At 74.1% G+C, this 20,479-nt stretch carries 23 protein-coding genes; 12 read left to right on the top strand and 11 right to left on the bottom strand.

Features of this window, described 5'->3' with window-relative positions:
- The first annotated feature begins 222 nt into the window (after window positions 1–222).
- From VGL20_21160 to VGL20_21180, 5 genes are all read left to right on the top strand, one after another.
- Window positions 223–1,263, top strand: coding sequence for a hypothetical protein (locus VGL20_21160; GenBank protein HEY2706200.1), 1,041 nt, complete (start codon window positions 223–225; stop codon window positions 1,261–1,263).
- Between the two features lie 179 nt (window positions 1,264–1,442).
- Window positions 1,443–2,117 carry an RNA polymerase sigma factor gene (locus VGL20_21165; protein ID HEY2706201.1) on the top strand — a complete coding sequence of 225 codons (675 nt, stop codon included), beginning with the start codon at window positions 1,443–1,445 and terminating at the stop codon, window positions 2,115–2,117.
- Window positions 2,118–2,167: 50 nt separating this feature from the next.
- Window positions 2,168–2,533 carry a MerR family transcriptional regulator gene (locus VGL20_21170; GenBank protein HEY2706202.1) on the top strand — a complete coding sequence of 122 codons (366 nt, stop codon included), beginning with the start codon at window positions 2,168–2,170 and terminating at the stop codon, window positions 2,531–2,533.
- A 2-nt stretch (window positions 2,534–2,535) separates the two neighbouring features.
- Window positions 2,536–3,549 (top strand): aldo/keto reductase, encoded by a 1,014-nt coding sequence (locus VGL20_21175; GenBank protein ID HEY2706203.1) that lies wholly within the window; start codon window positions 2,536–2,538, stop codon window positions 3,547–3,549.
- A 267-nt stretch (window positions 3,550–3,816) separates the two neighbouring features.
- Window positions 3,817–5,172 carry an FAD-dependent oxidoreductase gene (locus VGL20_21180; protein HEY2706204.1) on the top strand — a complete coding sequence of 452 codons (1,356 nt, stop codon included), beginning with the start codon at window positions 3,817–3,819 and terminating at the stop codon, window positions 5,170–5,172.
- Here the strand turns inward: VGL20_21180 and VGL20_21185 are convergent.
- The 3 genes from VGL20_21185 to VGL20_21195 are packed head-to-tail and all read right to left on the bottom strand — an operon-like array spanning window position 5,107 to window position 6,384.
- Window positions 5,107–5,727 carry a TetR/AcrR family transcriptional regulator gene (locus tag VGL20_21185; GenBank protein ID HEY2706205.1) on the bottom strand — a complete coding sequence of 207 codons (621 nt, stop codon included), beginning with the start codon at window positions 5,725–5,727 and terminating at the stop codon, window positions 5,107–5,109. The two genes, VGL20_21180 and VGL20_21185, sit on opposite strands and share 66 nt — an antisense overlap.
- Before the next feature lie 41 nt (window positions 5,728–5,768).
- Window positions 5,769–6,281 carry a winged helix-turn-helix domain-containing protein gene (locus tag VGL20_21190; GenBank protein ID HEY2706206.1) on the bottom strand — a complete coding sequence of 171 codons (513 nt, stop codon included), beginning with the start codon at window positions 6,279–6,281 and terminating at the stop codon, window positions 5,769–5,771.
- Window positions 6,259–6,384 carry a hypothetical protein gene (locus VGL20_21195; protein ID HEY2706207.1) on the bottom strand — a complete coding sequence of 42 codons (126 nt, stop codon included), beginning with the start codon at window positions 6,382–6,384 and terminating at the stop codon, window positions 6,259–6,261. The genes VGL20_21190 and VGL20_21195 overlap by 23 nt, the downstream gene beginning before the upstream one ends.
- A 117-nt stretch (window positions 6,385–6,501) precedes the next feature.
- Between VGL20_21195 and VGL20_21200 the strand changes: the two genes are divergently transcribed.
- Complete coding sequence (locus VGL20_21200; protein HEY2706208.1) at window positions 6,502–6,960, top strand: YdeI/OmpD-associated family protein; 459 nt, start codon at window positions 6,502–6,504, stop codon at window positions 6,958–6,960.
- A 6-nt stretch (window positions 6,961–6,966) separates the two neighbouring features.
- On the opposite strand, the gene VGL20_21205 is transcribed toward VGL20_21200, so the two are convergent.
- The 3 genes from VGL20_21205 to VGL20_21215 form a co-directional block, all read right to left on the bottom strand.
- Window positions 6,967–8,316 (bottom strand): cytochrome P450, encoded by a 1,350-nt coding sequence (locus VGL20_21205; protein HEY2706209.1) that lies wholly within the window; start codon window positions 8,314–8,316, stop codon window positions 6,967–6,969.
- Between the two features lie 79 nt (window positions 8,317–8,395).
- A complete protein-coding gene (locus VGL20_21210; protein HEY2706210.1) occupies window positions 8,396–9,268 on the bottom strand; it encodes a hypothetical protein in 873 nt (290 codons plus the stop codon).
- A gap of 101 nt (window positions 9,269–9,369) precedes the next feature.
- Window positions 9,370–9,810 (bottom strand): hypothetical protein, encoded by a 441-nt coding sequence (locus VGL20_21215; protein ID HEY2706211.1) that lies wholly within the window; start codon window positions 9,808–9,810, stop codon window positions 9,370–9,372.
- A 198-nt stretch (window positions 9,811–10,008) separates the two neighbouring features.
- Here VGL20_21215 and VGL20_21220 point away from each other — a divergent pair, with 198 nt between their 5' ends.
- Window positions 10,009–10,488 (top strand): 2,4'-dihydroxyacetophenone dioxygenase family protein, encoded by a 480-nt coding sequence (locus tag VGL20_21220; protein ID HEY2706212.1) that lies wholly within the window; start codon window positions 10,009–10,011, stop codon window positions 10,486–10,488.
- A 15-nt stretch (window positions 10,489–10,503) separates the two neighbouring features.
- Here the strand turns inward: VGL20_21220 and VGL20_21225 are convergent, their stop codons facing one another.
- Window positions 10,504–11,367: a helix-turn-helix transcriptional regulator gene (locus VGL20_21225; GenBank protein HEY2706213.1), complete on the bottom strand. Its 864-nt coding sequence runs from the start codon at window positions 11,365–11,367 to the stop codon at window positions 10,504–10,506.
- A 106-nt stretch (window positions 11,368–11,473) separates the two neighbouring features.
- Here VGL20_21225 and VGL20_21230 point away from each other — a divergent pair, with 106 nt between their 5' ends.
- From VGL20_21230 to VGL20_21245, 4 genes are all read left to right on the top strand, one after another.
- On the top strand, window positions 11,474–12,958 hold the full coding sequence (locus VGL20_21230; GenBank protein HEY2706214.1) for an MFS transporter: 1,485 nt from the start codon (window positions 11,474–11,476) through the stop codon (window positions 12,956–12,958).
- 76 nt (window positions 12,959–13,034) lie between these two features.
- Complete coding sequence (locus VGL20_21235; protein HEY2706215.1) at window positions 13,035–15,284, top strand: hypothetical protein; 2,250 nt, start codon at window positions 13,035–13,037, stop codon at window positions 15,282–15,284.
- A 42-nt stretch (window positions 15,285–15,326) separates the two neighbouring features.
- Window positions 15,327–16,109: a crotonase/enoyl-CoA hydratase family protein gene (locus VGL20_21240; protein HEY2706216.1), complete on the top strand. Its 783-nt coding sequence runs from the start codon at window positions 15,327–15,329 to the stop codon at window positions 16,107–16,109.
- A gap of 112 nt (window positions 16,110–16,221) precedes the next feature.
- The gene (locus VGL20_21245; GenBank protein HEY2706217.1) at window positions 16,222–16,449 is read left to right on the top strand and encodes a hypothetical protein; all 228 of its coding nucleotides are present in this window, start codon (window positions 16,222–16,224) and stop codon (window positions 16,447–16,449) included.
- 21 nt (window positions 16,450–16,470) lie between these two features.
- Here VGL20_21245 and VGL20_21250 read toward each other — a convergent pair whose 3' ends face one another.
- The 4 genes from VGL20_21250 to VGL20_21265 form a co-directional block, all read right to left on the bottom strand.
- Complete coding sequence (locus VGL20_21250) at window positions 16,471–17,325, bottom strand: CDP-alcohol phosphatidyltransferase family protein (protein ID HEY2706218.1); 855 nt, start codon at window positions 17,323–17,325, stop codon at window positions 16,471–16,473.
- Window positions 17,322–18,611, bottom strand: a complete 1,290-nt coding sequence (murA, locus tag VGL20_21255) for a UDP-N-acetylglucosamine 1-carboxyvinyltransferase (protein HEY2706219.1) — start codon at window positions 18,609–18,611, stop codon at window positions 17,322–17,324. Before murA ends, VGL20_21250 begins: the two co-directional genes overlap by 4 nt.
- Window positions 18,612–18,666: 55 nt before the next feature.
- A complete protein-coding gene (locus VGL20_21260; GenBank protein ID HEY2706220.1) occupies window positions 18,667–19,524 on the bottom strand; it encodes a nuclear transport factor 2 family protein in 858 nt (285 codons plus the stop codon).
- A 197-nt stretch (window positions 19,525–19,721) separates the two neighbouring features.
- Window positions 19,722–20,246 carry a WYL domain-containing protein gene (locus VGL20_21265; protein ID HEY2706221.1) on the bottom strand — a complete coding sequence of 175 codons (525 nt, stop codon included), beginning with the start codon at window positions 20,244–20,246 and terminating at the stop codon, window positions 19,722–19,724.
- A gap of 42 nt (window positions 20,247–20,288) precedes the next feature.
- Here VGL20_21265 and VGL20_21270 point away from each other — a divergent pair.
- Window positions 20,289–20,479 (top strand): hypothetical protein (locus tag VGL20_21270; protein ID HEY2706222.1); only part of this gene is annotated, 191 nt, incomplete at its 3' end.

The raw sequence follows: 20,479 nt of genomic DNA on the forward strand, positions 1-20,479 counted from the left end.
GAAAGGATATGCGGGCGGTGCCGGCGGCCGCAGACCCGCGCGATGGTTGCGGATTGAATCGAACGGTGCGATACCCCGCCGATTCCACCCCGACGATTAATCGTTTCCTAACCTGCGACAGCACAAGACCGTGGCCGCAGACCCGTTCGAACTCAAGGGCACCCATCACGGTGCCCCAGGAATACGTGCACCAGCAACTGGGATTCAGGGAAGGAATCGGACATGCGAACACGACTCGTCCGCTGCGCTGTCGCGGCGGCACTCGCCGGCATCGTCGGGACCGGCGCCGTCGCCGCACCCGCGATCTCGGTGAGCGCGAAGAGCAGCAGCCACGCGCCGCTGCCGACCGCCCCCAAGGGCTACAGGGTCTCGGTCTTCGCGCGCGCCACCACGGCGTTCAGCAATCCCGACTCGCTCGTCGCCACCGGGAGCAGGGTCTACGTCGGGTACCAGAACGTGACCGCCAAGGACGGCACCGACGGCAGGTCGAGCACCGTCGTCGAGTACACGCTCAGCGGCAGGCTGCGGCGCACGTTCTCGGTGCCCGGCCACGTCGACGGGCTGCGCCAGGATCCCTCCACGGGGCTGCTCTGGGCGCTCTCGAACGAGGACGCCAACCCGCGGCTGACGATCATCGATCCGAGCACGGGCAGCACCACCGGCTACACCTTCGCCACCCCCCCGCACGGCGGCGGGTACGACGACCTGGCGTTCCTCGGTGGCAAGGTCTACCTCACCGCCTCCAACCCGCCCGACCCGAACACCTTCCCGGCCCTGGTCAGCGCGACCCTGTCCGGCACCACCGTGGTGGTGATCCCGGTGCTGATGGGCAACGCCACCGCCACCGACCTGGTGACCCACACCAGCGTCACCCTCAACCTGATCGACCCGGACTCGCTCTACGTCACCCCGTCGGGCGACCTCCAGCTCGACAACCAGGCGGGCGGCGAGCTGATCTTCATCCACAACCCGGGCCCCGGTCAGACCGTGACCCGGCTGGGGATCGGCAACGCGATGGACGACACCATCCTCCCGACCAGCGCGTCAGGCCGCCTGCTCGTCTCCGACACCGGCGGCGGCGCCGTGTACTCGATCAGCTCCAAGCACTTCGACACCACCCTCTACTACTCGGCGGCTCCCCAGGACTCCGGGGTCTCCGGGTACGTCGGGCTCGTCAACCCGACCACCGGGGCGAACACCCCGCTGATCACGGGGATGCGCGGCCCCCACGGTGAGGCCTTCCTCCCCGCCTCCAACAACTGACTCCTCCGCGTGACCCGGGGCCGCCGCCGGAGACGGCGGCGGCCCTCTCGCCCTCCCCGGCCAGGGGAGGGCGGCCTCCCCCGCCCGGAGGTCACACCGTCCCGCTGAGGGGTCTTCCGGTGGCCTCCCGGTGGGTTCGACAATGGGTGCACGGGATGGGATCGAGGGCGGACGATCGAATGAGCACCCAGGACACTCGTGACGCGGCGACCGTGTGGGCGACCGGAGCGGTCGTCCCACTTCCGTTCGGCAGGCCGGCGGGCGACGTCGCCCTCCTCGCCGCCTACCGGGAGGGCGACGTGCGCGCCTTCGAGATCCTCTTCGAGCGTCATCACGGTCGCCTGCGCGCCCTGAGCCTGCGCTACCTGGCCGATGCCGGCGAGGCGGAGGACGTCGTCCAGGAGACCTTCATCCGCCTGCTGCGCGTCGCCGACCAGGTCGGCGAGGGCTTCAAGGTGATGGCGTGGCTGCACCGGGTGGCCGCCAACCTCTGCCTCACCGCGCTGCGGCGGCGGGGACGGGTGCAGCTCGTGGCCGGCGACGAGGAGTGGCTCCTCGCCGCCCGCGACCCGCACCGGGAGCGCCAGCCCGACCAGGCCTTCGAGATGGGCCAGGCCCGCGACCGGATCGTCCGGGTGGCCGGCAACCTGCCCGCCCAGCAGCGCGCCGTGCTGCTCCTGCGCGAGATCGAGGGCCTCTCCTACGGGGACATCGCCGCGCGGCTGGGGATCAGCCGCGGAGCGGTGGAGTCGCTCCTGTTCCGCGCCCGGCGGCGGTTCAAGCGGGAGTACCTGCGCCTCGACGCGATCGGCGGCGCCCGCCCGGTCTCGCTCCTCGAGCCCCGGGTCGCCTGACTCGGGGCGCGCTTGACTTCGAGCGCGCTCGAAGTCCTAGGGTGGTTCCCATGATCGCCACCCTCTCCATCGCCGAGGCGGCCCGCGACCGCCGCCTCTCCCCCCACACGCTGCGCTACTACGAGCGCGCAGGGCTGCTGGACGCGGTGCCCCGCGACGGCGGCGGACGGCGCCGCTACACCGGGGCCGACCTCGACCGCGTCCACTTCCTCCAGCGGATGCGCCGCACCGGGATGCCCATCCGGCTGCTCCGCGAGTACATCGAGCTGGTGCGGCTGGGCGACGCCACCACCGCCCGCCGGCTGGAGATGCTGGAGGACCACCGCGCCGACGTCCTGCTCCAGCTCGAGGAGCTGCAGGACGCGCTCAGCGCCATCGACCACAAGATCTCGCTCTACCGCAGGGAGACCGCATGAGCATCGCCACCCGACAGCTCGGCACCACCGGGCTCACCGTCAGCGCCGAGGGGCTGGGCTGCATGGGCATGAGCGCCTTCTACGGCACCGGCGAGAGCCGCGACGACGCCACCTCGATCGCCACCATCCACCGTGCTCTCGACCTCGGCGTCAGCTTCCTCGACACCTCGGACGTCTACGGTCCGCACACCAACGAGGAGCTGGTGGGACGTGCCATCCGCGGCCGCCGCGACGAGGTGCAGCTGGCGACCAAGTTCGGCATCACCCGCGACCCGGCCACCGGCGAGCGCGGCTTCCGCGGCGATCCGGCGTACGTCCACGGGGCGTGCGACGCCTCGCTGCGCCGGCTCGGCGTCGACCACGTCGACCTCTACTACCTCCATCGCGTCGACCCCGCCGTCCCCATCGAGGAGACCGTCGGGGCGATGGCGGAGCTGGTCGCGGCGGGCAAGGTCCGCCACCTCGGGCTGAGCGAGGCGGCCGCCCCCACCCTTCGCCGGGCCGCCGCGGTGCATCCCATCACCGCGCTGCAGAGCGAGTGGTCGCTGTGGAGCCGTGACCTCGAGGACGAGGTGCTCCCCACGGCGCGCGAGCTCGGCATCGGCATCGTCCCCTACAGCCCGCTCGGTCGCGGGTTCCTCACCGGTGCGATCTCCTCGCCCGACGAGCTCGCCGCCGGCGACTTCCGCCGCACCATGCCGCGCTTCACCGGCGACAACCTCCGCCGCAACCTCGACGTGGTCGCCCGGGTTCGCGAGCTCGCCGCCGAGAGGGGGTGCACCGCCGCCCAGCTCGCCCTCGCCTGGGTGCTCTCGCGGGGTGAGGACGTGGTCCCCATCCCCGGCACGAAGAGCCCAGGCCGGCTCGAGGAGAACGCCGGCGCCCTCGAGGTCACCCTCACCGCCGCCGACCTCGCCCGCATCGAAGACGTGGCCCCGGGCAGCGCCTTCGCCGGCGACCGCTACGAGGACATGCGCTTCGTCGGCGGCATCACACCGGAACGGGCGGCGGTCTGACCGCCGGTTGCGCCGGGTTGACGTCAACTCGCGCAGGAACCCGGCAGCGCGGTTCGTCATAGGGAGGTCCATCTACCCCTGGACCTCCGCGGAGCCCCGCCGTCGCCACCGAGAGGGCGCGGCGGGGTTTCGGCGTTCCCACGGCGATCACCGCGCCGGGGCTCGGGCGGCGACCCGGCCAGGCCCCGGAGCCCGGCCTGGCGCAGGCGTGTTGACGCGGCCGGGGCGCGCTGGTACCTTACTGGCGCGCAGGTAGAATCCACGGAGATGCGCATGAGCACGGCACCGGCGGGCTGGGACACGCTCGTCATCGGCGCCGGCGCCGGGGGGCTCGCCGCCGCCGCGCTGCTCGCCCATCGGGGCCACCGCACCCTGCTCGTGGAGGGCCGCGACCGGGTCGGCGGCCGGGCCTCGAGCGTCGACGAGGACGGCTTCACGGTGAACACCGGCGCCATCGCCATCGAGTACGGCGGCGCCCTGGAGGAGGTCTTCCGCACCGTCGGCGCGCCCTTCGACATCCGCGTCCCCGATCCCGCCACCCTGTTCCGGTTGCGGGGACGCGACGTCGACATCGCCAGCGGCGGGTGGGGGAGGCTGGTCAACGGCCTCACCCGGAAGGGCGCGGGGCTGCTCGGTGACCTCGGCCGCGCCCGCGGCGGCGACATGCCGGACCCGGGGCTGTCGGTGCGGGCATGGCTCGACGGCTACACCTCCAGCCGCACCCTGCACGCGATCTTCCGCAACCTGTGCGCCGCGATCTTCGCGGTCAACAGCGAGGAGATGCCGGCCCGCGCGTTCCTCACCTACTTCGTCCAGAAGGGCGCGTTCCGCAACTTCGGCTTCTCGCCGGCGGGCACGCTCGGGCTGATGCGCGGCCTCGCGGACGCGGTCGAGCGTCACGGCGGCGAGGTGTGGCTGGACAGCGAGGTGCGCGCGCTCCACGTCGAGAACGGCCGGGTGCGCGGCGCCACCGTGATGCGCGGCGGCGCCGCGGTCGAGGTGGAGGCCGAGGTGGTGATCAGCAACGCCGGGCCGGAGGCGACGGTCGCCCTCTGCGGCCGCGAGCACTTCGACGCCGGCTACCTCGCGCGCATGGACCGCGACCTGCGCTCCACGGCGAACATCGTCGTCAACCTCGCCAGCCGCGAGCCGTTGATCACGGCGCCCGGGATCGTCACCTTCGGGATCACCCGGCGGCTCTGCAACATGGCCAACCTCACCGCGACCTGCCCCGAGCTCGCGCCCCCGGGGTGGAACCTGTACGTCGCCTACGGCGTGCCGGTGCCCGCGGTCGGAGACTTCGACGAGGAGCGCGAGGTGGCGCTCACCCTCGATGACCTGCGCGACCAGGTTCGGGGCTTCGAGCGCAGCGCGCGGATCCTCTCGGTGCGGGTGATGCGCGGCACCTGGCCGGCGCAGCGGAGCGTCGCCGGACTCGACCTCCCTCGTGAGACCACCCTCGCCAACCTCTGGAACGTGGGTGACGGGGTGCGCGAGTACGCCAGCGGTGGCATCCAGGCGTGCGCCGAGGGCGCGCGGCTGGTGGTCGACGCCCTGTCAGCGCCGGGCGCTGCTCCGGCGCGCGGGCAGCGACCGTCGCTGGTGCAGGCTGAACACCGCTGACCACTGGGTGGCGACGTCGCGGGGGCTCAGCGGGCCGCCGGGCCGCAGCCAGCGATAGGTCCAGTTGCACATGCCGAGCAGCCCGCGCGCGATCACCCCGGCATCGGCGCCCTCCACCCCGCGGGCGTCGAGCACCTCGCGGACCAGGCCGGTGAAGCGCTGGGCGTACTGCTCCTCGAGGCGCCTCGACTCCTCGCCCGCGGCGCTCATCACCGCCTCGTTCTCCTGGAAGTAGATGGTGAAGATGTCGCGCTCGCGGGCGATGAGGTCGATCAGCGACGCGATCGCGGTGGTGAGCTGCTCCTCGGGGTCGTCGCTGGAGGCGATCGCCGCCTCGAGGTCGGCGACGCCGACGTGCATCGCGCGGGTGAGCAGCTCGGCCAGCACCGCCTGCTTGTTGCGGAAGTAGTAGTAGAGAGCGGCGCGGGTGATGCCGAGCCGGGCGCCGACCTCCTCGAGGGTGCCGCCGTGATAGCCGCGTTCGCGAAAGACGCGCGCGGCCGCCTGCAGGATCTCCTCGGCGCGGCCCTGCGGGGGCGTGACGGTGTCCGGCATGGGGAGATTGTACTTGCGCGCCAGTAGGGAATCCCGCCGGATCAGACCGCGGACGGGCCCGCCCCGTTGCGCTCGAGACGGTACCCCTCGCCGTAGAGCGTGGTGATGCGGAAGGGCAGGCGGCCGCGCCGCTCCAGCTTCGACCGGAGCAGGCTCACGTGCACCCGCACCGCGCGGCCGTCGGCGCTGCCGGGCTCGGGCCACACCGCGGCGAGCAGGTCGGCGGCGCTGAGGGTCCGCCCGGCCTGGTCGAGGAGATGGGCGAGGAGGTCACACTCGCGGCGCGAGAGCGGCACCGGCTCGCCGCCCACGATCGCCCGCCGGGTGTCACGCTCGAGCCGGAAGTCGAGCGGTGGCGACCCGGGACGCCTGCCCAGGGTGGCGGAGGCCGCGGCGAGCATCGCCTGCGCCTCGTCACGCTGGCGGGTGAGGGCCTCGTTCTCGGCGCGCAGCAGCTCCAGGTCGCCGAGCAGCGCCCGGGTCATCCGGGCGACCTCGGTGGCGGTGGCGAGAGCGCCCGGGCCGCGCGCCTCAGCGACGGCTCTGGGCGCCACGCACCGCCATCATCACCAGGATCACGATGAGCAGGGCGACGACCACCCCGGCTCCGAAGATGAGGCCGACGATCTTTCCGACCAGGGCAAGCGGCTCGAGCATCGGATGCTCCTCACATGAGAACGCAGTTCACATGAAATCTGCTACAGCATGTACCACTATACCCGACGTACAAGGTGTGGGATGGGCCGCCGGTTCAGCCGGAATGGAGGCACGACGATGACGGCATCGCGGTTCGAGGGGACGCTCCAGCCGGGGCCTGGCGGGGGCGCGTTCGTGAACCTCCCCCCGGCGGCGCTCGCCGGGCTGGGCGGCGGCACCCGGCTGCGGGTGCGCGGCACCCTCAACGGCGTCGCCTTCCGCAGCTCGACGATGCCGGTGGGTGGGGGCGCCGCGTGCCTCGGGGTCCACAGGGCCACCCGCGAGGCCGCCGGCGCCGGCCTCGGCGACACCGTGATGGTGGAGATCGAGGTCGACGAGGCGCCGCGGGAGGTCGAGGTGCCGCCCCCGCTCGCCCGCGCGCTGGCGGCGGAGCCGGCGCTCCAGGCCGCCTACGACCGGCTGGCGCCGAGCCGGCGGCGCGAGCTGGCGGGCTCGGTGGCCGAGGCCAGGCGGGACGAGACCCGCGACCGCCGGGTGGCGAGGATCGTCGAGCAGCTGCGCGCGGGACTGGAGTAGCCGGGATCAGCCGGCGGCGCGATCGCCTCGGAGTGGCGGCGCCGCCGCCGCGCTCGCCGGTGCTCGATCGAGCCGCACCCGGACGCCGTGGCGCGGCGGGACCAGGGTGACCACCTGCCGCCGCGCCGGCTCGAGAGTGGGGCTGGCGGCGCGCAGCCGCACCGAGGTGAGCACGGTGCGCAGCACCACCCGCATCTGCATGGTGGCGAAAGCCGCCCCCAGGCAGCGCCGGGTGCCGCCGCCGAAGGGCAGCCAGGCGTAGGTGTCGGGCCGGCGTTCCAGGAAGCGCTCGGGCCGGAAGGCGAGCGGCTCCGGGTGGAGCTCCGGGCGGCGCTGGAGCAGGTGGATGCTGAGCACGGCGACGACTCCGCCGGGAAGCTCGACGCCGTCGACGGTCGCCGGCGCGCGGAGGTGACGGCCGATCTCCGGCACCACCGGGCGCAGCCGCAGCGCCTCGCGGATCACCGCATCGAGCAGCGTCTCGTCGCCGCCGGCGAGCTCGGCGGTGAGCCGCTCCAGCACCGCGGGGTGGTGGAGGAGGAGGTCGACGGTCCACGCCAGCGCCGCCGCGGTGGTCTCGTGCCCGGCGACGAGCACGGTGACCAGCTCGTCGTGGACCTCGACGTCGCCGAGCCCCGAGCCGTCGGGCCGGCGCGCCTGCAGGAGCAGGGAGAGGACGTCCCCACGCCGCTCGGCCCCGGCGGCGGCGCGGCGCTCGCGGATGGTGGCGAGCACCGCCTCGCCGACCCGCGCCCGGGCGGCGACGAACCCCGCCCAGGGGGTGAGCCGGCCGAGGTCGCGGCGGAACGCGGGCAGGATCAGCAGCCGGCGGGCGGCGTAGCCCAGCAGGCTGGAGACCGCCGCGCGCAGCTCCGCCAGCCGTCCGCCCTCGACCCCGACGACGGCGCGGAGGATGACCTCGAGGGTGATCTCCCGCAGCCGGTCCCACATCGACAGAGGGACGCCGACCGGCCAGGACTGGACCGCTGTCCGGGTCACCTCGGCGATCAGCTCGGCGTGCTCACGGAGCCGCTCGCCGTGGAACGGCGGCAGCATCAGCCGCCGCTCCTCGAGGTGGCGGTCGCCATCGAGCAGCAGCAGCGAGTTGGCGCCGAGCACCGGCCCGAGGTCGTGGGCGTTGACGTCGCCGGCGGTGGCCTGGTCGGGAGCCGCGGCGAAGATGTCCCGCGCCGCCTCCGGGCTGCTGAAGCAGACCAGGGTGTGGCCTCCGGCGAGGTGGAGGGTGAAGCTCTCACCGTGACGGCGCCGGCAGGCGTCGAGGAAGGCGATGTTGTGAAAGGCGAGCAGGTACGCCTGGGCGGCGGCGGGCAGCCGGGGTCCGGGCGGCAGCGGCATGGGGCGCCGGATCCTAGCACCGCCGCGGACGCGACCCGCCCGCGCGAGACGATCGAGCGACCAACAGGGACGCCACCGTCTACGGAAGCGACGTCCGGGCGTTGACGGTGGCGATCACGTACGAGACCGTGTTCTCGAAGTTCGGCCGGTCCTCCTCGCCGGCGTAGAGATCGATCTCACGGCTGCCGGCGGCCTTCCCGCTGCGGTCGTCGACCACCCAGTCCGGCCCCGACAGCCGGCCGCAGTCGGCCGCGGCGGGGGGCCGCCCGGTGGTGCTGTCGAGGCCGCAGTCGAGCACCCTGAGGTGGGTGCCGAGGGGCACGCCCTCGTCGGCGGCCGCGGAGACGAACGGCCGCAGCGGGTTGCCGTTGGCGTCGCTGGCGGAGGTGTCGATCGAGAAGCCGCCCTGGGCGTCCCAGGCGAGGTACCTGCCCCTGTAGCTGCCCTTCTGGGTGATCCGGCCGGTGCCCTCGTCCTTCACCCTGGCGACGAAGTCGGCGGGGTAGTTGCCCAGCTGGGTGGTGCCGTTGCTGCACTCGTCGGCGTTGAGGTCGCAGCCGGTGACCGCCACCGGCGTCCCGGTGTGGAACGACTCCACCGCCGTGTAGTAGACGGTCAGCCTCCAGCCCGCGGGCGCCGGCCCGCCGGCCGCGGCGGGCGCCGCGGGCGCGGACGCCACCGCGACGGGAGCGTGGCCGCCCGCCGGGGTGGTCGCGGCGTGCTGTCCGACGGCGCCGGGCTGCGCTGTCGCCGGGCTCTGCGCGCCGGAGCCGGGGATGGCGGCGCCACCGCCGCCGGCCCCGGGCGCGTCCGGGGACCCGGTGGCGGTGATCGAGGCGCCGCCCTGGTCGGCGCGGGACCCGGCGTTCGCGCTGCCGCCGGGTGAGGAACTGCCGCAGGACACCGCCGCGGCACCGAGGACGGCGATCAGCAGGGCATGGCGTCGGGACATGTCAACACCGCCTTCCTGTGATGTGGAACGCGCGCCGTCGATCCGATGCGTGCCCCGGTTCAACGCCCCGCTCCGCCCGGATCTTGCGCGCCCCGCTCCCCTCAGTCGCCCCCGGTGGCGTGGAGGCGGCCGCCGCGGCGGACCACCGCGAGCATCCCGCGGACGGTGCCGCGCCTCCTCTCAGGGCGGCCGATCAGCTCGCGCTCGCCCTCGCACCGGCTGCCGGACACGGCCTCGAGATAGGCGACGACACTGACCACCCGCGGGGTCACCGCCGGCGACCCGATGAGGTCGAGCCCTCGGTCCTGAGCCCCCGCGTGGGTGAGCCCCAGCGCGTCGGAGAAGAGCTGCGCGGACACGGTCGCGCACGCGTCCCGCGCCGACTCGTGGTAGAGCCACTCCGGGTCGAGGACGATCGCGGGGCGCCGGACCGCGGCCCAGTCGGCGGACTCGGCGAACACCCGGAGGCTGCTCTCGTGGTGGCGCGCCTCGGCCCAGAGGACGCGCGGCGTCACCGTCCTCGCCGAGGACGTCAGTGCCATGCCCGGATCCCCGCCAGCATGAGATTCCACCTCCAACCCTGGGCCCAATGCTGACCGAACCGTCAGCGGAGTCCATCCTCCCCGCGGGGGGTTGAGCCTCCCCCCGTTCCCCACCCCGCGCCCACACCGGCCCTTGATTGCCGCCGGGGTCAGCGGATAATGGCTGGTCAGGTCCAGCCACTTCCGGGAGTACCGAGCATGAGCGAGGCGACGGCGGCACGCGACGCGACACGGAACGCAGAGCTGAAGGACACCTACATCCACACCGACGGCGAGCAGTGGCTGCCCTTCGGCGACACCGCCGGGATCGAGTTCAAGCTGCTCCGTGTCAGCCAGGAGACGGGCACGGTGACCCTCCTCTTCAAGTGTGCGCCCCAGTCATCCTTCGCGCGTCATCGCCACCTCGGCGCCGGCGAGTACCTGATGGTCTACGGCGAGATGGACGTGCGCGGCGGCGCCCGGGCCGGTGGCATCACCGCGGTCGCCGGCGACTACGGGTACGAGCCGAACGGGATCATCCACGACTCCACCGAGTTCCCCAAGGAGACGGTGTTCTACTTCACCAACTACGGTCCCATCCAGTTCATCGACGAGGAGGACAACACCGTCTTCGTCCTGGACTGGAAGGGCCTGCTCGACCTGGAGGCGGCGATGCGCGGTTCGCTGCAGCCGGTCTGATCCGGGTGACCTGACTCAGACAGCGACCGGAGTTTCCGACACCAGCCGCTCCATCGCGGCGCGGGAGGCGGCGTCCGCCGGGATGCAGGCCATGACCCGGCAGTCGGGGGCCTCGGAGAGGCGCAGGCTGACCGCATCCAGGGTGACCAGGCCCTCGCGGGGGTGCAGGTAGCGCTTGGTCTTGGAGACGGGGCTGGCGACGTCGTGCCGCTCCCACATCTCGTGGAAGTCGGCCGACGCCGTCCGCAACCGCTCGACCAGCTCCATCCAGTGGGGCTCGCCGACGTGGCGGGCGAGGGCGGCGCGGAACTGGGCAGCCACCCAGGCGGCGTCGCGCGGCCAGTCGAGCAGCAGGCCGCGCCAGGCCGGGTCGGTGAACATGAGCCAGAGGATGTTCCGGTCGGCGGAGGGCAGCCGGGCGAAATCGCAGACCAGGGCGGCCTCGGCGCGGTTCCAGGCGACGACGTCGTAGCGGGCGTTGATCACGTACGCGGGGCACGGATCGAGCTCGTCGAGCATCGCCTGCACCGCCGGCGGCACGGTGTCGAAGGCCGCCGCCACCGGCTCGGCGTCGACCCCGGCCAGGGTGTTGAGGTGGATCCGCTCGGCGGCGTCGAGGCGGAGCGCGCGGGCGATCGACTCGAGGACCTGGCGGCTGACGCTGATCTCGCGGCCCTGCTCGAGCCAGGTGTACCAGGTGACCCCGACCCCGGCGAGCTGGGCGACCTCCTCCCGCCGCAACCCCGGGGTGCGCCGCCGCAGGCCGTTGGGCAGGCCCACGTCCTCGGGGCCGAGGCGGGCCCGTCTCGACCGCAGGAACGCGGCCAGCTCCTTTCGGCGGGCGATGGCGACGCAGCGGCTCCGGGGGGTGGCACCCATGACTGCCACTATGATACGCCAGGTAAGCTACCGGTGCCAGGAAGAATTGCTACTAGGATAACCAGACTTCTTGTACCACTCTGGCGGCGGCCTCAGAGTGGCCCGCATGGTCACCGAGCTGGAATCCCGACCCCATCCCGCCGTCACCGCCGTGGGTGTCACCGAGCTGCTCCTCGCTCGGCCGACGCCCCCGGCGTCCGCTCCCGCCTCCCCTCCGTGGGCGGCCCTCGCCGTCGTGCTCATCGGCCTCCTCATGGCCGTCGGCGACTTCTTCATCGTCAACGTCGCCCTCCCCAGCATCGCCTCCACCCTGGGCGCCGGCCCCGCCGGTCTCGAGCTGGTGGTGGCGGGCTACGGGGTCGCCTACGCCACCGGGCTGGTCACCGGCGGCAGGCTGGGTGACAGCCTCGGCCGCCGCCGTCTCTTCCTCCTCGGCATCGCCGGCTTCACCCTGACCTCGGCGGCATGCGGGCTGGCGCCGAGCATCGCCACCCTCGTGATCGCCCGCATGCTCCAGGGCGTCGCGGCGGCGGCGATGGTGCCGCAGGTGCTCGCCACCATCCAGGCGAGCTTCTCGGGCGCGGCCCGGCAGCGGGCGCTCGGTGTCTACGGCGCCACCCTCGGCGCCGCCACCGTGGCCGGGCAGCTGCTCGGCGGGGTGATCGTCGCCGCGAACCTCGCCGGCCTCGCCTGGCGGCCCGCGTTCCTCGTCAACGTGCCGGTCGGGCTGATCGGCCTGGTCGCCGCCTGGCGGGTGCTGCCCGACACCCGGAGCGCCACCCCGCAGCGGCTCGACACCGCCGGCGCGGGGCTCCTCGCCCTCGCCGTCGTCGCCCTGCTCGTCCCCCTCACCACCGGGCGGGAGCTGGGCTGGCCGCTGTGGTCGTGGCTGCTGCTCTCGTCGGTGCCCGAGCTCGTCGCCGCCTTCCTCCTCTGGGAGCGGTGGCTGGAGCGCGCCGGCGGCGAGCCGCTGCTTCCCCCGAGCCTGCTCGGGCACGGCGCCCTGCGCACCGGGCTCTGCGCGGCGGCGCTGTTCAGCCCCGCCTTCGGCGGCTTCTTCTTCACCACCGCGCTCTCCCTCCAGCGCGGCCGCCACCTCGGCCCGCTCGCCGCGGGGATGGTGATGGTCCCCTTCGCGGTCGCGTTCCTCCTCGCCTCCGTCGGCGGCAGCCGAATCGCCGGCGCCCAGGTCCGCCGGGTCATCGCCGGCGGGGCGCTGCTGGTCGCCGGCGGGTACCTGGCGCTGGGGGTCATCGCCTGGCGTGACTTCGCGGGCGAGAGCTTCTGGATCCTCGCCCTGCCGATGGCCGTGGCCGGCCTCGGCCAGGGGCTGGTCGTGCCCCAGCTCTTCGGCATCGTCCTCGCCGGGGTGCCGGCCGCCCGGGCGGGAACCGCCAGCGGCGTGCTGATGACCGCCTTCCAGGCCGGCCTCGCCGTCGGCGTCGGCGTCCTCGGCCTCGTCTTCCTCGGCCTGCTCGGACCCGCGGGCGCCGCCGGTGACGTGCAGTTCTCGACCGCCAGCGGGGCGGTGTACGCCCTGGAGGCCCTGCTCGCCCTCGGTGGCGCGGTGGTCTGCCGCCGGCTGGTCTGACCCGGGCGGGATCCGCGGCACGATCGCCGCGGATCTCGACCGGCGGCGGATCCGCCGGGCGGCTTACTCTGACGGCATGAGCACCGGGGCTCCGGCCGGACGCGGCCGGCTTCGCGTCTACCTCGGCGCCGCGCCGGGGTCGGGGAAGACCTTCGCCATGCTGCGCGAGGGCCGCGAGCGGGTGTCCGCCGGCGAGGACGTGGTGATCGGCTTCGTCGAGACCTACGGCCGCCCCCGGACGGTGCAGGCCACCGGCCGGCTGGAGGCGGTGCCGCTGCTCCAGGTGCCGTACCGCGGGACCGTGCTCCCGGAGATGGACCTCGACGCGGTGCTGCGACGCCGCCCCCAGGCCGTGCTCGTCGACGAGCTCGCCCACACCAACGCGCCGGGGCTGCTCCATCCCAAGCGCTGGGAGGACGTGGAGACGCTGCGCGAGGCGGGCATCGACGTCGTGACCACGCTGAACGTGCAGCACATCGAGAGCGTGAAGGACCTGGTCGAGCACATCACCGGCATCGCCGTGCGCGAGACCGTGCCCGACCGGGTCATCGACGGAGCCGACGAGATCCACTACATCGACATCGCGCCCGAGGCGCTGCGCAAGCGGATGCGCCACGGCAACATCTACGCGGCCGAGAAGGTCGAGACCGCGCTCGGCAACTTCTTCCGCCCCGGCAACCTCGCCGCGCTGCGCGAGATCGCGCTGCGGCTGGTGGCGCAGCGCTCGGGGGACGGCCGCGGCGAGGTGCGCCCGCCTCCCCAGGACGTGCTCGTCGCCATCTCGGTCAGCGACAGCTCGGAGGCGCTGATCCGTCGCGGGGTGCGCATCGCCCGCCGCTTCGGCGGCCTCTGCACGGTGGTCACGGTGGTGCGCTCGGCGGAGGCGTCACACGAGGCGGTGGGCCGGGCCCGGGCCCTCGCCGACCTGCTCCAGGTCTCGCTGATCGTCCGCGAGTCGGCCGACGTGCCCCGGGAGGTGATCAGGGTCGCGCAGGAGCTGGACAGCCGCCACCTGGTGGTCGGCGAGTCGCCGAACGAGCGCTCGCTGTGGCGGCGGGTGCGGCCCGCGCTGCTCGACCGCGTCGTCGACGAGCTCCCCGGCGTCGACGTCCACGTCATCGCCCGCTTCGAGGGCGCCCGGCGGCGCCAGCCGGCCGCCGCCCCGCGGGTCGCACAGCGCCGCCTTCCCGAGCAGCTGCTCCGCGACCTCGCGCCGCGGCGCGGGGGGCTGCGCGTCTACCTCGGGTACGCCCGGGGCTGCGGCACCACCTCCGCGATGCTCGAGGAGGGCCGCCGCCGCCGGGAGCGGGGCACCGACGTCGTCGTCGCCGCCGCCACCACCTCGGGACGCAGCGAGTGCGAGGGCGCGCTGGCGGGGCTCGAGGTGCTCGGCGCCGACGGGGAGGCGTCGCCGCCCGACCGCCTCGACGTGCCGTCGGTGCTCCGGCGCAGCCCCGACGTCGTCTGCATCGACGACCTCGCCGGCCCGGACGTCGACGGCCACACCCGTGCCGAGGTGGTCACCCAGCTCCTCGACGCGGGCATCACCGTGCTCGCCACCCTGCACCTCGGCGACGTGCGCAGCACCGTCCGGGCGCTGGGGGGGCCGGGCAACGGTGAGCGCCCGCTGGTCGACGACTCGGTGCTCGACCTCGCCGACGAGGTGGAGCTCGTCGACGTCGTGCCCTCGGTGCTCGACGACCGGCTGCGCCGCGGCGACATCGTCCCCGCGGCCGAGGTCGAGGGTGCGCAGCGCGGGGAGTTCCGGCCCGAGCTGCTGATGAGGCTGCGGACCATGAGCTTCCGGCTCATCGCCCAGCACACCGACCGCCGGCTGGTCGCGTACATGCGCGAGCGCAGCATCGAGCGGCCCTGGGAGGCGCGCGCCCGGGTGATGGTCTGCATCCCGCCCCGCCCCAACCTGGACAAGCTGATCCGCCGCGCCGCCAGCCTGGCGGGCAGCCTCGACGGCGAGCTCCGCGTGGTGACGGTGCACACCCGGCAGCGCTCCGAGGCGGAGCAGGCGCAGCTCGACGCCTACGCCGCGCTCACCGCCGAGCTCGGCGGCGAGTTCGTCACCCTCCACGACTCCGAGGCGGCGCGTGCGCTCGCCGGCTATGCGAAGCAGATCCTCGCCACCGAGATCCTGCTCGGCCGCGGCCGGGACGAGCACGGGCACTGGTCGAAGGGGACGGTGCACAAGCTGGTGTGGATGCTCAGCGAGGTGGACATCCACATCCTGGCGCGGCGCCGCTCCGACGAGCGCCCTGTGGCCATCCGGGGCAACGCGACCCAGCCGCGGAGGCTGCCGCCGGCGGGGGTCTGACTATAGTTCTGGGCGGGTTCAGCGCACGGAACGGAGGAGACCATGACGACCGCCGACACCAGCGCAGCGCCCGTCATCGCCGAGCGGCGTGACGGCGTGCTCGTGATCACCCTGAACCGCCCCGGGGCGCGCAACTCCGTCGACGCCGCGGTCGCCGCCGGCGTCGCCGCGGCGCTCGACGAGCTCGACGCCGACAGCACCCTCCATGCGGGGATCATCACCGGCGCCGGCGGATACTTCTGCGCGGGCATGGACCTCAAGGCCTTCGTCCGCGGCGAGTCGCCGCGGGCCGGCGACCGGGGCTTCGCCGGGATCTGCCAGCGTCCGCCGGAGAAGCCGATCATCGCCGCGGTCGAGGGCTTCGCGCTCGCCGGCGGCCTGGAGATCGCCCTCGCCTGCGACCTGGTGGTGGCCGCCCGGGGCGCGCGGCTCGGCATCCCGGAGACGAAGCGCGGCCTGGCCGCGGCGGCGGGGGGCCTGCTCCGCCTCCCCCGGCGCATCCCCTACCACGTCGCCATGCAGATGGCGCTGACCGGCGAGCCGATCACCGCCGAGCGCGCCTACGAGGTGGGCCTGGTGGTCGAGCTCTGTGAGCCCGGCGCCGCCCTCGACGCCGCGCTGCGCCTGGGCGGGCTCATCGCCGCCAACGGGCCGCTGGCGGTGCGGGTGTCGAAGCAGGTCATCCGGTCCGCGATGGACTGGGACGAGTCGGAGGCCTGGACCCGGCAGAGCGAGCTGGTCGGCCCGGTGTTCTCGTCCGCCGACGCCCGCGAGGGCGCGGTGGCCTTCGCCGAGAAGCGGCCGCCGGTCTGGCAGGGCCGCTGAGCTCGACAACGTCGCGACTGCAGCGAGAACGGCATCATCGGACCCTGTTGACACCCGCTGACGGAGGCCGCACCATGCGGGCAGTCGAGCAGCTGGGATTCGGGGACAGGCAATGTACGATGCGTTCACGCCGATCAGTGTGACCCGCTTCTGCGGCGCGAGCGGCTGCGGCTGCCCCGAGCTGCTCGTCCAACCAGACGCGGTCGCGGAGCGCCGGGTGGTCATCACCGACGACTTCGGGCAGCGCATCCAGATGAGCCCCGACCAGCTGCGCGACCTCCTCGAGCAGGCGCGCCGCGGCTCCCTCGACGGTGTCCTCGAGGCGGCGCTCCAGGGCTGACATCCGCCAGCAGGCCGGGCGTCACAGCCGCCGCCCCAGCCCGGCCACGGGCGCATCGCGCTCGCGGCGGGCCATCACCGCGAAGTGGAGCAGCGTGGTGGTGCCGAGCAGCGGGACGCCGAGGGCGAGCGCGACCGGTCCCACCGGCCCGTCGACCGACCGCACCACCAGCAGGACGGCGAGCACCGCTCCGGTCAGCAGGGTGTTGCGCTTCCCCCACTCCGTCGCGGTCAGCTCCGGGCGTCGCCCGGCGAGCTGGTAGGCGATGCCGAACAGCAGCGGCCCCAGGTAGCGCGCGAGCATCAGGCCGCCGAGCCAGGCGGGGACGATGCCGAGGGCGACGTTGCCCACCGCCGCCATCGAGAAGAACACGCAGTCCATCACCGGGTCGAGCGCCTGCCCCAGGCGGGTGACCGGGCCGAATCGGCGCGCGATCCAGCCGTCGAGGAGGTCGAACAGCGCGGCGATCGCGCCCACGGTGCCCCAGAGGATGAACCCGAGCCGGTGCGGGGTGGAGAGGAGGGCGCAGCAGATCAGCCCCGCACAGCTGTAGGCGCGCAGCGCGGTGAGGCCGTTGGGCACCCCGAGGCGGTCGACGAGCGCGCCCTCCGGCGTGGTCAGCAGCGCCGCGCCGGCCAGGGGCACCGCGGTGACCGCCATCCACCAGACGATCCCGGCGAGCCCGGCGATCAGCGCCGCGCGCGGCGACTGCAGCTGGGCCACGCCCACCGCGAACGCCTCGGTGAGCACCAGCCCGAGCAGCCCCCAGGCGGCGAAGGAGCGGCGCAGCCGCGGGCTGCCGCGGAGACGGTCGCGAGAGCCGGCCCACAGCCCGGCGAGGCCGGTGAGGCCGCGGCCGTCCTCGAGGTGGCTCACCTCAGCCAGCGGCTGGCCTCGACCGGGCGGGTGACCTGCTCGACCTGGGCGCCGAGCATGCGCAGCTTGTCGACCAGCGCCTCGTAGCCGCGGTCGAGGTGGTAGACGTCCTCGATCTCGGTCACGCCCTCGGCGCAGCACGCGGCGATGACGAGGGCGGCGCCGCTGCGGATGTCGAGCACCCGCACCAGGGTCCCGCGCAGCTGCGAGGGTCCGTGGACGATGGCGCTGCGCCCGTCGATGGTCACCTCGGCGCCGAGCCGGCGCAGCTCGTCGACGTGGCGGAAGCGGTTGTCGTGCACCGCCTCGCTGATGGTGCTGGTGCCCTCGGCCTGGGTCATGAGGGTGACGAACTGGGGCTGGAAGTCGGTGGCGAACCCGGGGTGCGGCCAGGTGGTCACATCCACCGCGCGCAGGGTCCGCTCGCGGTGCACCCGCACGTGGGTGGTGCCCTCCTCGATGTCGCAGCCCGCGGAGCGCAGCTTGTTGATCAGCGGGCGCACGTCGGCGGGCGCGAGCTGCTCGAGGGTGACGTCGCCACCGGTGGCCGCGGCGGCGACCATGTAGGTGCCCGCCTCGACGTAGTCGCTGGTGACGCTGTGGCGCACTCCGTGGAGGAGGCCGCCGCCGCCCTCGACGACGATCTGCTCGGTGCCCGCGCCGGTGATGCGCGCACCCATGCCGTTGAGGCAGCGGGCGAGGTCGACGACGTGCGGCTCGCGCGCCGCGTTGCCGATCGCGGTGATGCCCTCGGCGAGGCAGGCGGCCATCATCAGGTTCTCGGTGCCGGTCACCGTCGGCATGTCGAGGTCGACGCGGGCGCCGTGCAGCGGCAGCCGCGCGCTGGCGACGTAGCTGTTGTCGCTGATGTCGACGGTGGCACCCATGGCGCGGAGTCCGACGAGGTGCTGGTCGAGGCGGCGCAGGCCGATGTCGTCGCCACCGGGGCGGGGGATGAGCGCCCGGCCGGTGCGGGCGAGCAGTGGTCCGAGCATCAGCACCGAGCCGCGCAGCCGCCGTGCCAGCTCGGGGTCGGGGTGCACCGACGGGGTCTGGTTGGCGCGCAGCCGCCAGGTCGAGCCCCGCGCCTGGTCGACGCCGACGCCGAGGTCGCGCAGCATCGCGCCCATGGTCTCGATGTCCTCGATGCAGGGCACGTTGCTCAGCTCGACCGGCTGATCGGTGAGCAGGCAGGCCGCCATCGCCGGCAGCGCGGCGTTCTTGCTGCCCGAGGCGGCGACGGTGCCCTGGAGGCGCTGCGGCCCGGTGATGCGGAGCAGGTTCATGGCCGCCAAGGGTACGCCGTCGAGGCGGGCGCCCTCACGGGCGCCCGCAGCTGTCTCAGGCTCTCGCGGCGCCCAGGCAGACGTGCACCATCCTGATCCGGCCGCCGTCCGCCTCCACCACCATCGCCACGGGACGGTTGAAGGCGGCGCCGGAGGCGGTGCGCCCGCGGGCGTCGAAGTCGACGGTCACGCTCGCCCCGGCGCCGTTCATGCGCTCGATGCTCAGCGTCTGGGTGCGCACGTTGGCCTGCAGCCAGGCGAGGAAGCTCCGCAGCTGGGCGGTTCCCCGGTGGCAGACCAGGAACCCGTCGAGGGGGAAGAACAGGAACGCCTCGGGGACGAAGAGCTCGGCGATGGCCTCGGCGTCGCCCGCGTTGACGCGCTCGACAAGCTCGGCCGCGAGCTCACCGGCGTTCGGCGTCGCCGGTGCCGCCGGCCGTGCCAGCACCGCGGTGGCGGCCGCCGCCACCGCCGCGCGGGCGGGGCTGCTCGGCGGGACGGCGATCAGCGGGCGGCGGTCCTGCGCGCCGCGCTCGCGGTGGGCGTGATAGTGGTCGGAGACCTGCTGCCAGGAGGTGGCGTTCACCCCGCCCGGAAGCGGCGTGGTGCCGTCGAAGTAGCGGATTGCGCCGGAGGTGGCGTTGCGGTACTCGCCGGGGCTGACCACGCTGCCCGCGGCGAAGCGCACCGGGTGCCGCGGCGCCTCGGGCACGGCGCCGTGCGGCGGGGTGGGGGCGGCGCTGGTCTGCACCACCCGGTAGTGGTCGGCGACCTGCTGCCAGGACGACGAGTTGGTGCTGCCGGGCAGCGGCGTGCCGCCGTCGAAATAGCGGGTCCGGCCGTTGCCGGTGCTGCGGTAGAGCCCGGCGGGCACGACGCTGCCGGGGGGAAAGCGAACCGGTCGAGTTGCCATGACGATTGACACCTGGTGGACGGGCGGGCGGCGCCCCGGTGCGTCACCGGAGCAGGTCTGCCGGAACGACCACCGTGCGGCGCACAGCGGTCGGCGCCTATCCCCAGGGAGGCAGCCAGCTCACCCAGCGAATGCCCGTCTTCATCCGGTCAGGGTAGCAGCCGGTTCCCATCGTGGATACGCCTGACGCGTATTCGTCACGTGGCATCACCGTAGAGCGCGGTGAGCCCCCGGGCGATCTCGCGCATACGGTCGCGCACCGCGTCCGGCGACACCACCTCGACGTCGCCGGCGAAGCCCGCCAGCATCGCGGCGGCGGCGTTCGCGCCGGGGAAGCGGAGGCACATCCCCGTCCAGCCGGGGCGATCCAGCTCCTCGCAGCGCGACTCGAGCCGCGCGCGCATCATGGTGCGGATCGTCGCCACCGACCCGTCGCGCACCCGGGCGGTCACCGTCAGCGGCTCGCCGCGCCGCTCGAAGGCGGCGCGGGCCCGCTCCCAGGACGCGCCCACGTCGAAGTCGGGGGGACGCTGCGACACGCCGGGAGCGGGGGAGAGGTCGTGGATGCGCGACACCCGGAAGGTGCGCATCCCGCCGTCGTGGAGCGCCAGGAGGTACCACGCGCCGCCCTTCTGCACCAGGCCGTGGGGGTCGACGAGGCGGCGGGGGCCGGGCCCGTCGCCGTGGTCGTAGCGGAGCCAGAGCAGCCCGGAGCCGCGCACCGCCTCGCGGAGCGCGGCGAGGTGGGCGGCGCGCTCGCCCCGCTGCCACCATCCCGCGGGGTCGACGTGGACGCCGGAGCGGTGGCCGCGGTCGGCCGCGGCGGGGGATGGCAGCTGATCGAGGGCTACCGCACCGACCTCACCGGGCTCACCGAGGAGGAGGCACGCGCCCTCTTCCTGGTCGCCGGCCCGGCCGCCGCCAGCGGGGTCGACGTCGCCCCCGCCGCCCACTC

Source organism: Candidatus Dormiibacterota bacterium, assembly GCA_036495095.1.
Taxonomy (GTDB): Bacteria; Chloroflexota; Dormibacteria; order Aeolococcales; family Aeolococcaceae; genus CF-96.

Coding starts and splice junctions, on each gene's coding strand:
- VGL20_21160 (HEY2706200.1), top strand. CDS start 223: ATGCGAACACGACTCGTCCGCTGCGCTGTCGCGGCGGCACTCGCCGGC.
- VGL20_21165 (HEY2706201.1), top strand. CDS start 1,443: ATGAGCACCCAGGACACTCGTGACGCGGCGACCGTGTGGGCGACCGGA.
- VGL20_21170 (HEY2706202.1), top strand. CDS start 2,168: ATGATCGCCACCCTCTCCATCGCCGAGGCGGCCCGCGACCGCCGCCTC.
- VGL20_21180 (HEY2706204.1), top strand. CDS start 3,817: ATGCGCATGAGCACGGCACCGGCGGGCTGGGACACGCTCGTCATCGGC.
- VGL20_21185 (HEY2706205.1), bottom strand. CDS start 5,727: ATGCCGGACACCGTCACGCCCCCGCAGGGCCGCGCCGAGGAGATCCTG.
- VGL20_21195 (HEY2706207.1), bottom strand. CDS start 6,384: ATGCTCGAGCCGCTTGCCCTGGTCGGAAAGATCGTCGGCCTCATCTTC.
- VGL20_21200 (HEY2706208.1), top strand. CDS start 6,502: ATGACGGCATCGCGGTTCGAGGGGACGCTCCAGCCGGGGCCTGGCGGG.
- VGL20_21205 (HEY2706209.1), bottom strand. CDS start 8,316: ATGCCGCTGCCGCCCGGACCCCGGCTGCCCGCCGCCGCCCAGGCGTAC.
- VGL20_21210 (HEY2706210.1), bottom strand. CDS start 9,268: ATGTCCCGACGCCATGCCCTGCTGATCGCCGTCCTCGGTGCCGCGGCG.
- VGL20_21215 (HEY2706211.1), bottom strand. CDS start 9,810: ATGGCACTGACGTCCTCGGCGAGGACGGTGACGCCGCGCGTCCTCTGG.
- VGL20_21220 (HEY2706212.1), top strand. CDS start 10,009: ATGAGCGAGGCGACGGCGGCACGCGACGCGACACGGAACGCAGAGCTG.
- VGL20_21225 (HEY2706213.1), bottom strand. CDS start 11,367: ATGGGTGCCACCCCCCGGAGCCGCTGCGTCGCCATCGCCCGCCGAAAG.
- VGL20_21230 (HEY2706214.1), top strand. CDS start 11,474: ATGGTCACCGAGCTGGAATCCCGACCCCATCCCGCCGTCACCGCCGTG.
- VGL20_21235 (HEY2706215.1), top strand. CDS start 13,035: ATGAGCACCGGGGCTCCGGCCGGACGCGGCCGGCTTCGCGTCTACCTC.
- VGL20_21240 (HEY2706216.1), top strand. CDS start 15,327: ATGACGACCGCCGACACCAGCGCAGCGCCCGTCATCGCCGAGCGGCGT.
- VGL20_21245 (HEY2706217.1), top strand. CDS start 16,222: ATGTACGATGCGTTCACGCCGATCAGTGTGACCCGCTTCTGCGGCGCG.
- murA (HEY2706219.1), bottom strand. CDS start 18,611: ATGAACCTGCTCCGCATCACCGGGCCGCAGCGCCTCCAGGGCACCGTC.
- VGL20_21260 (HEY2706220.1), bottom strand. CDS start 19,524: ATGGCAACTCGACCGGTTCGCTTTCCCCCCGGCAGCGTCGTGCCCGCC.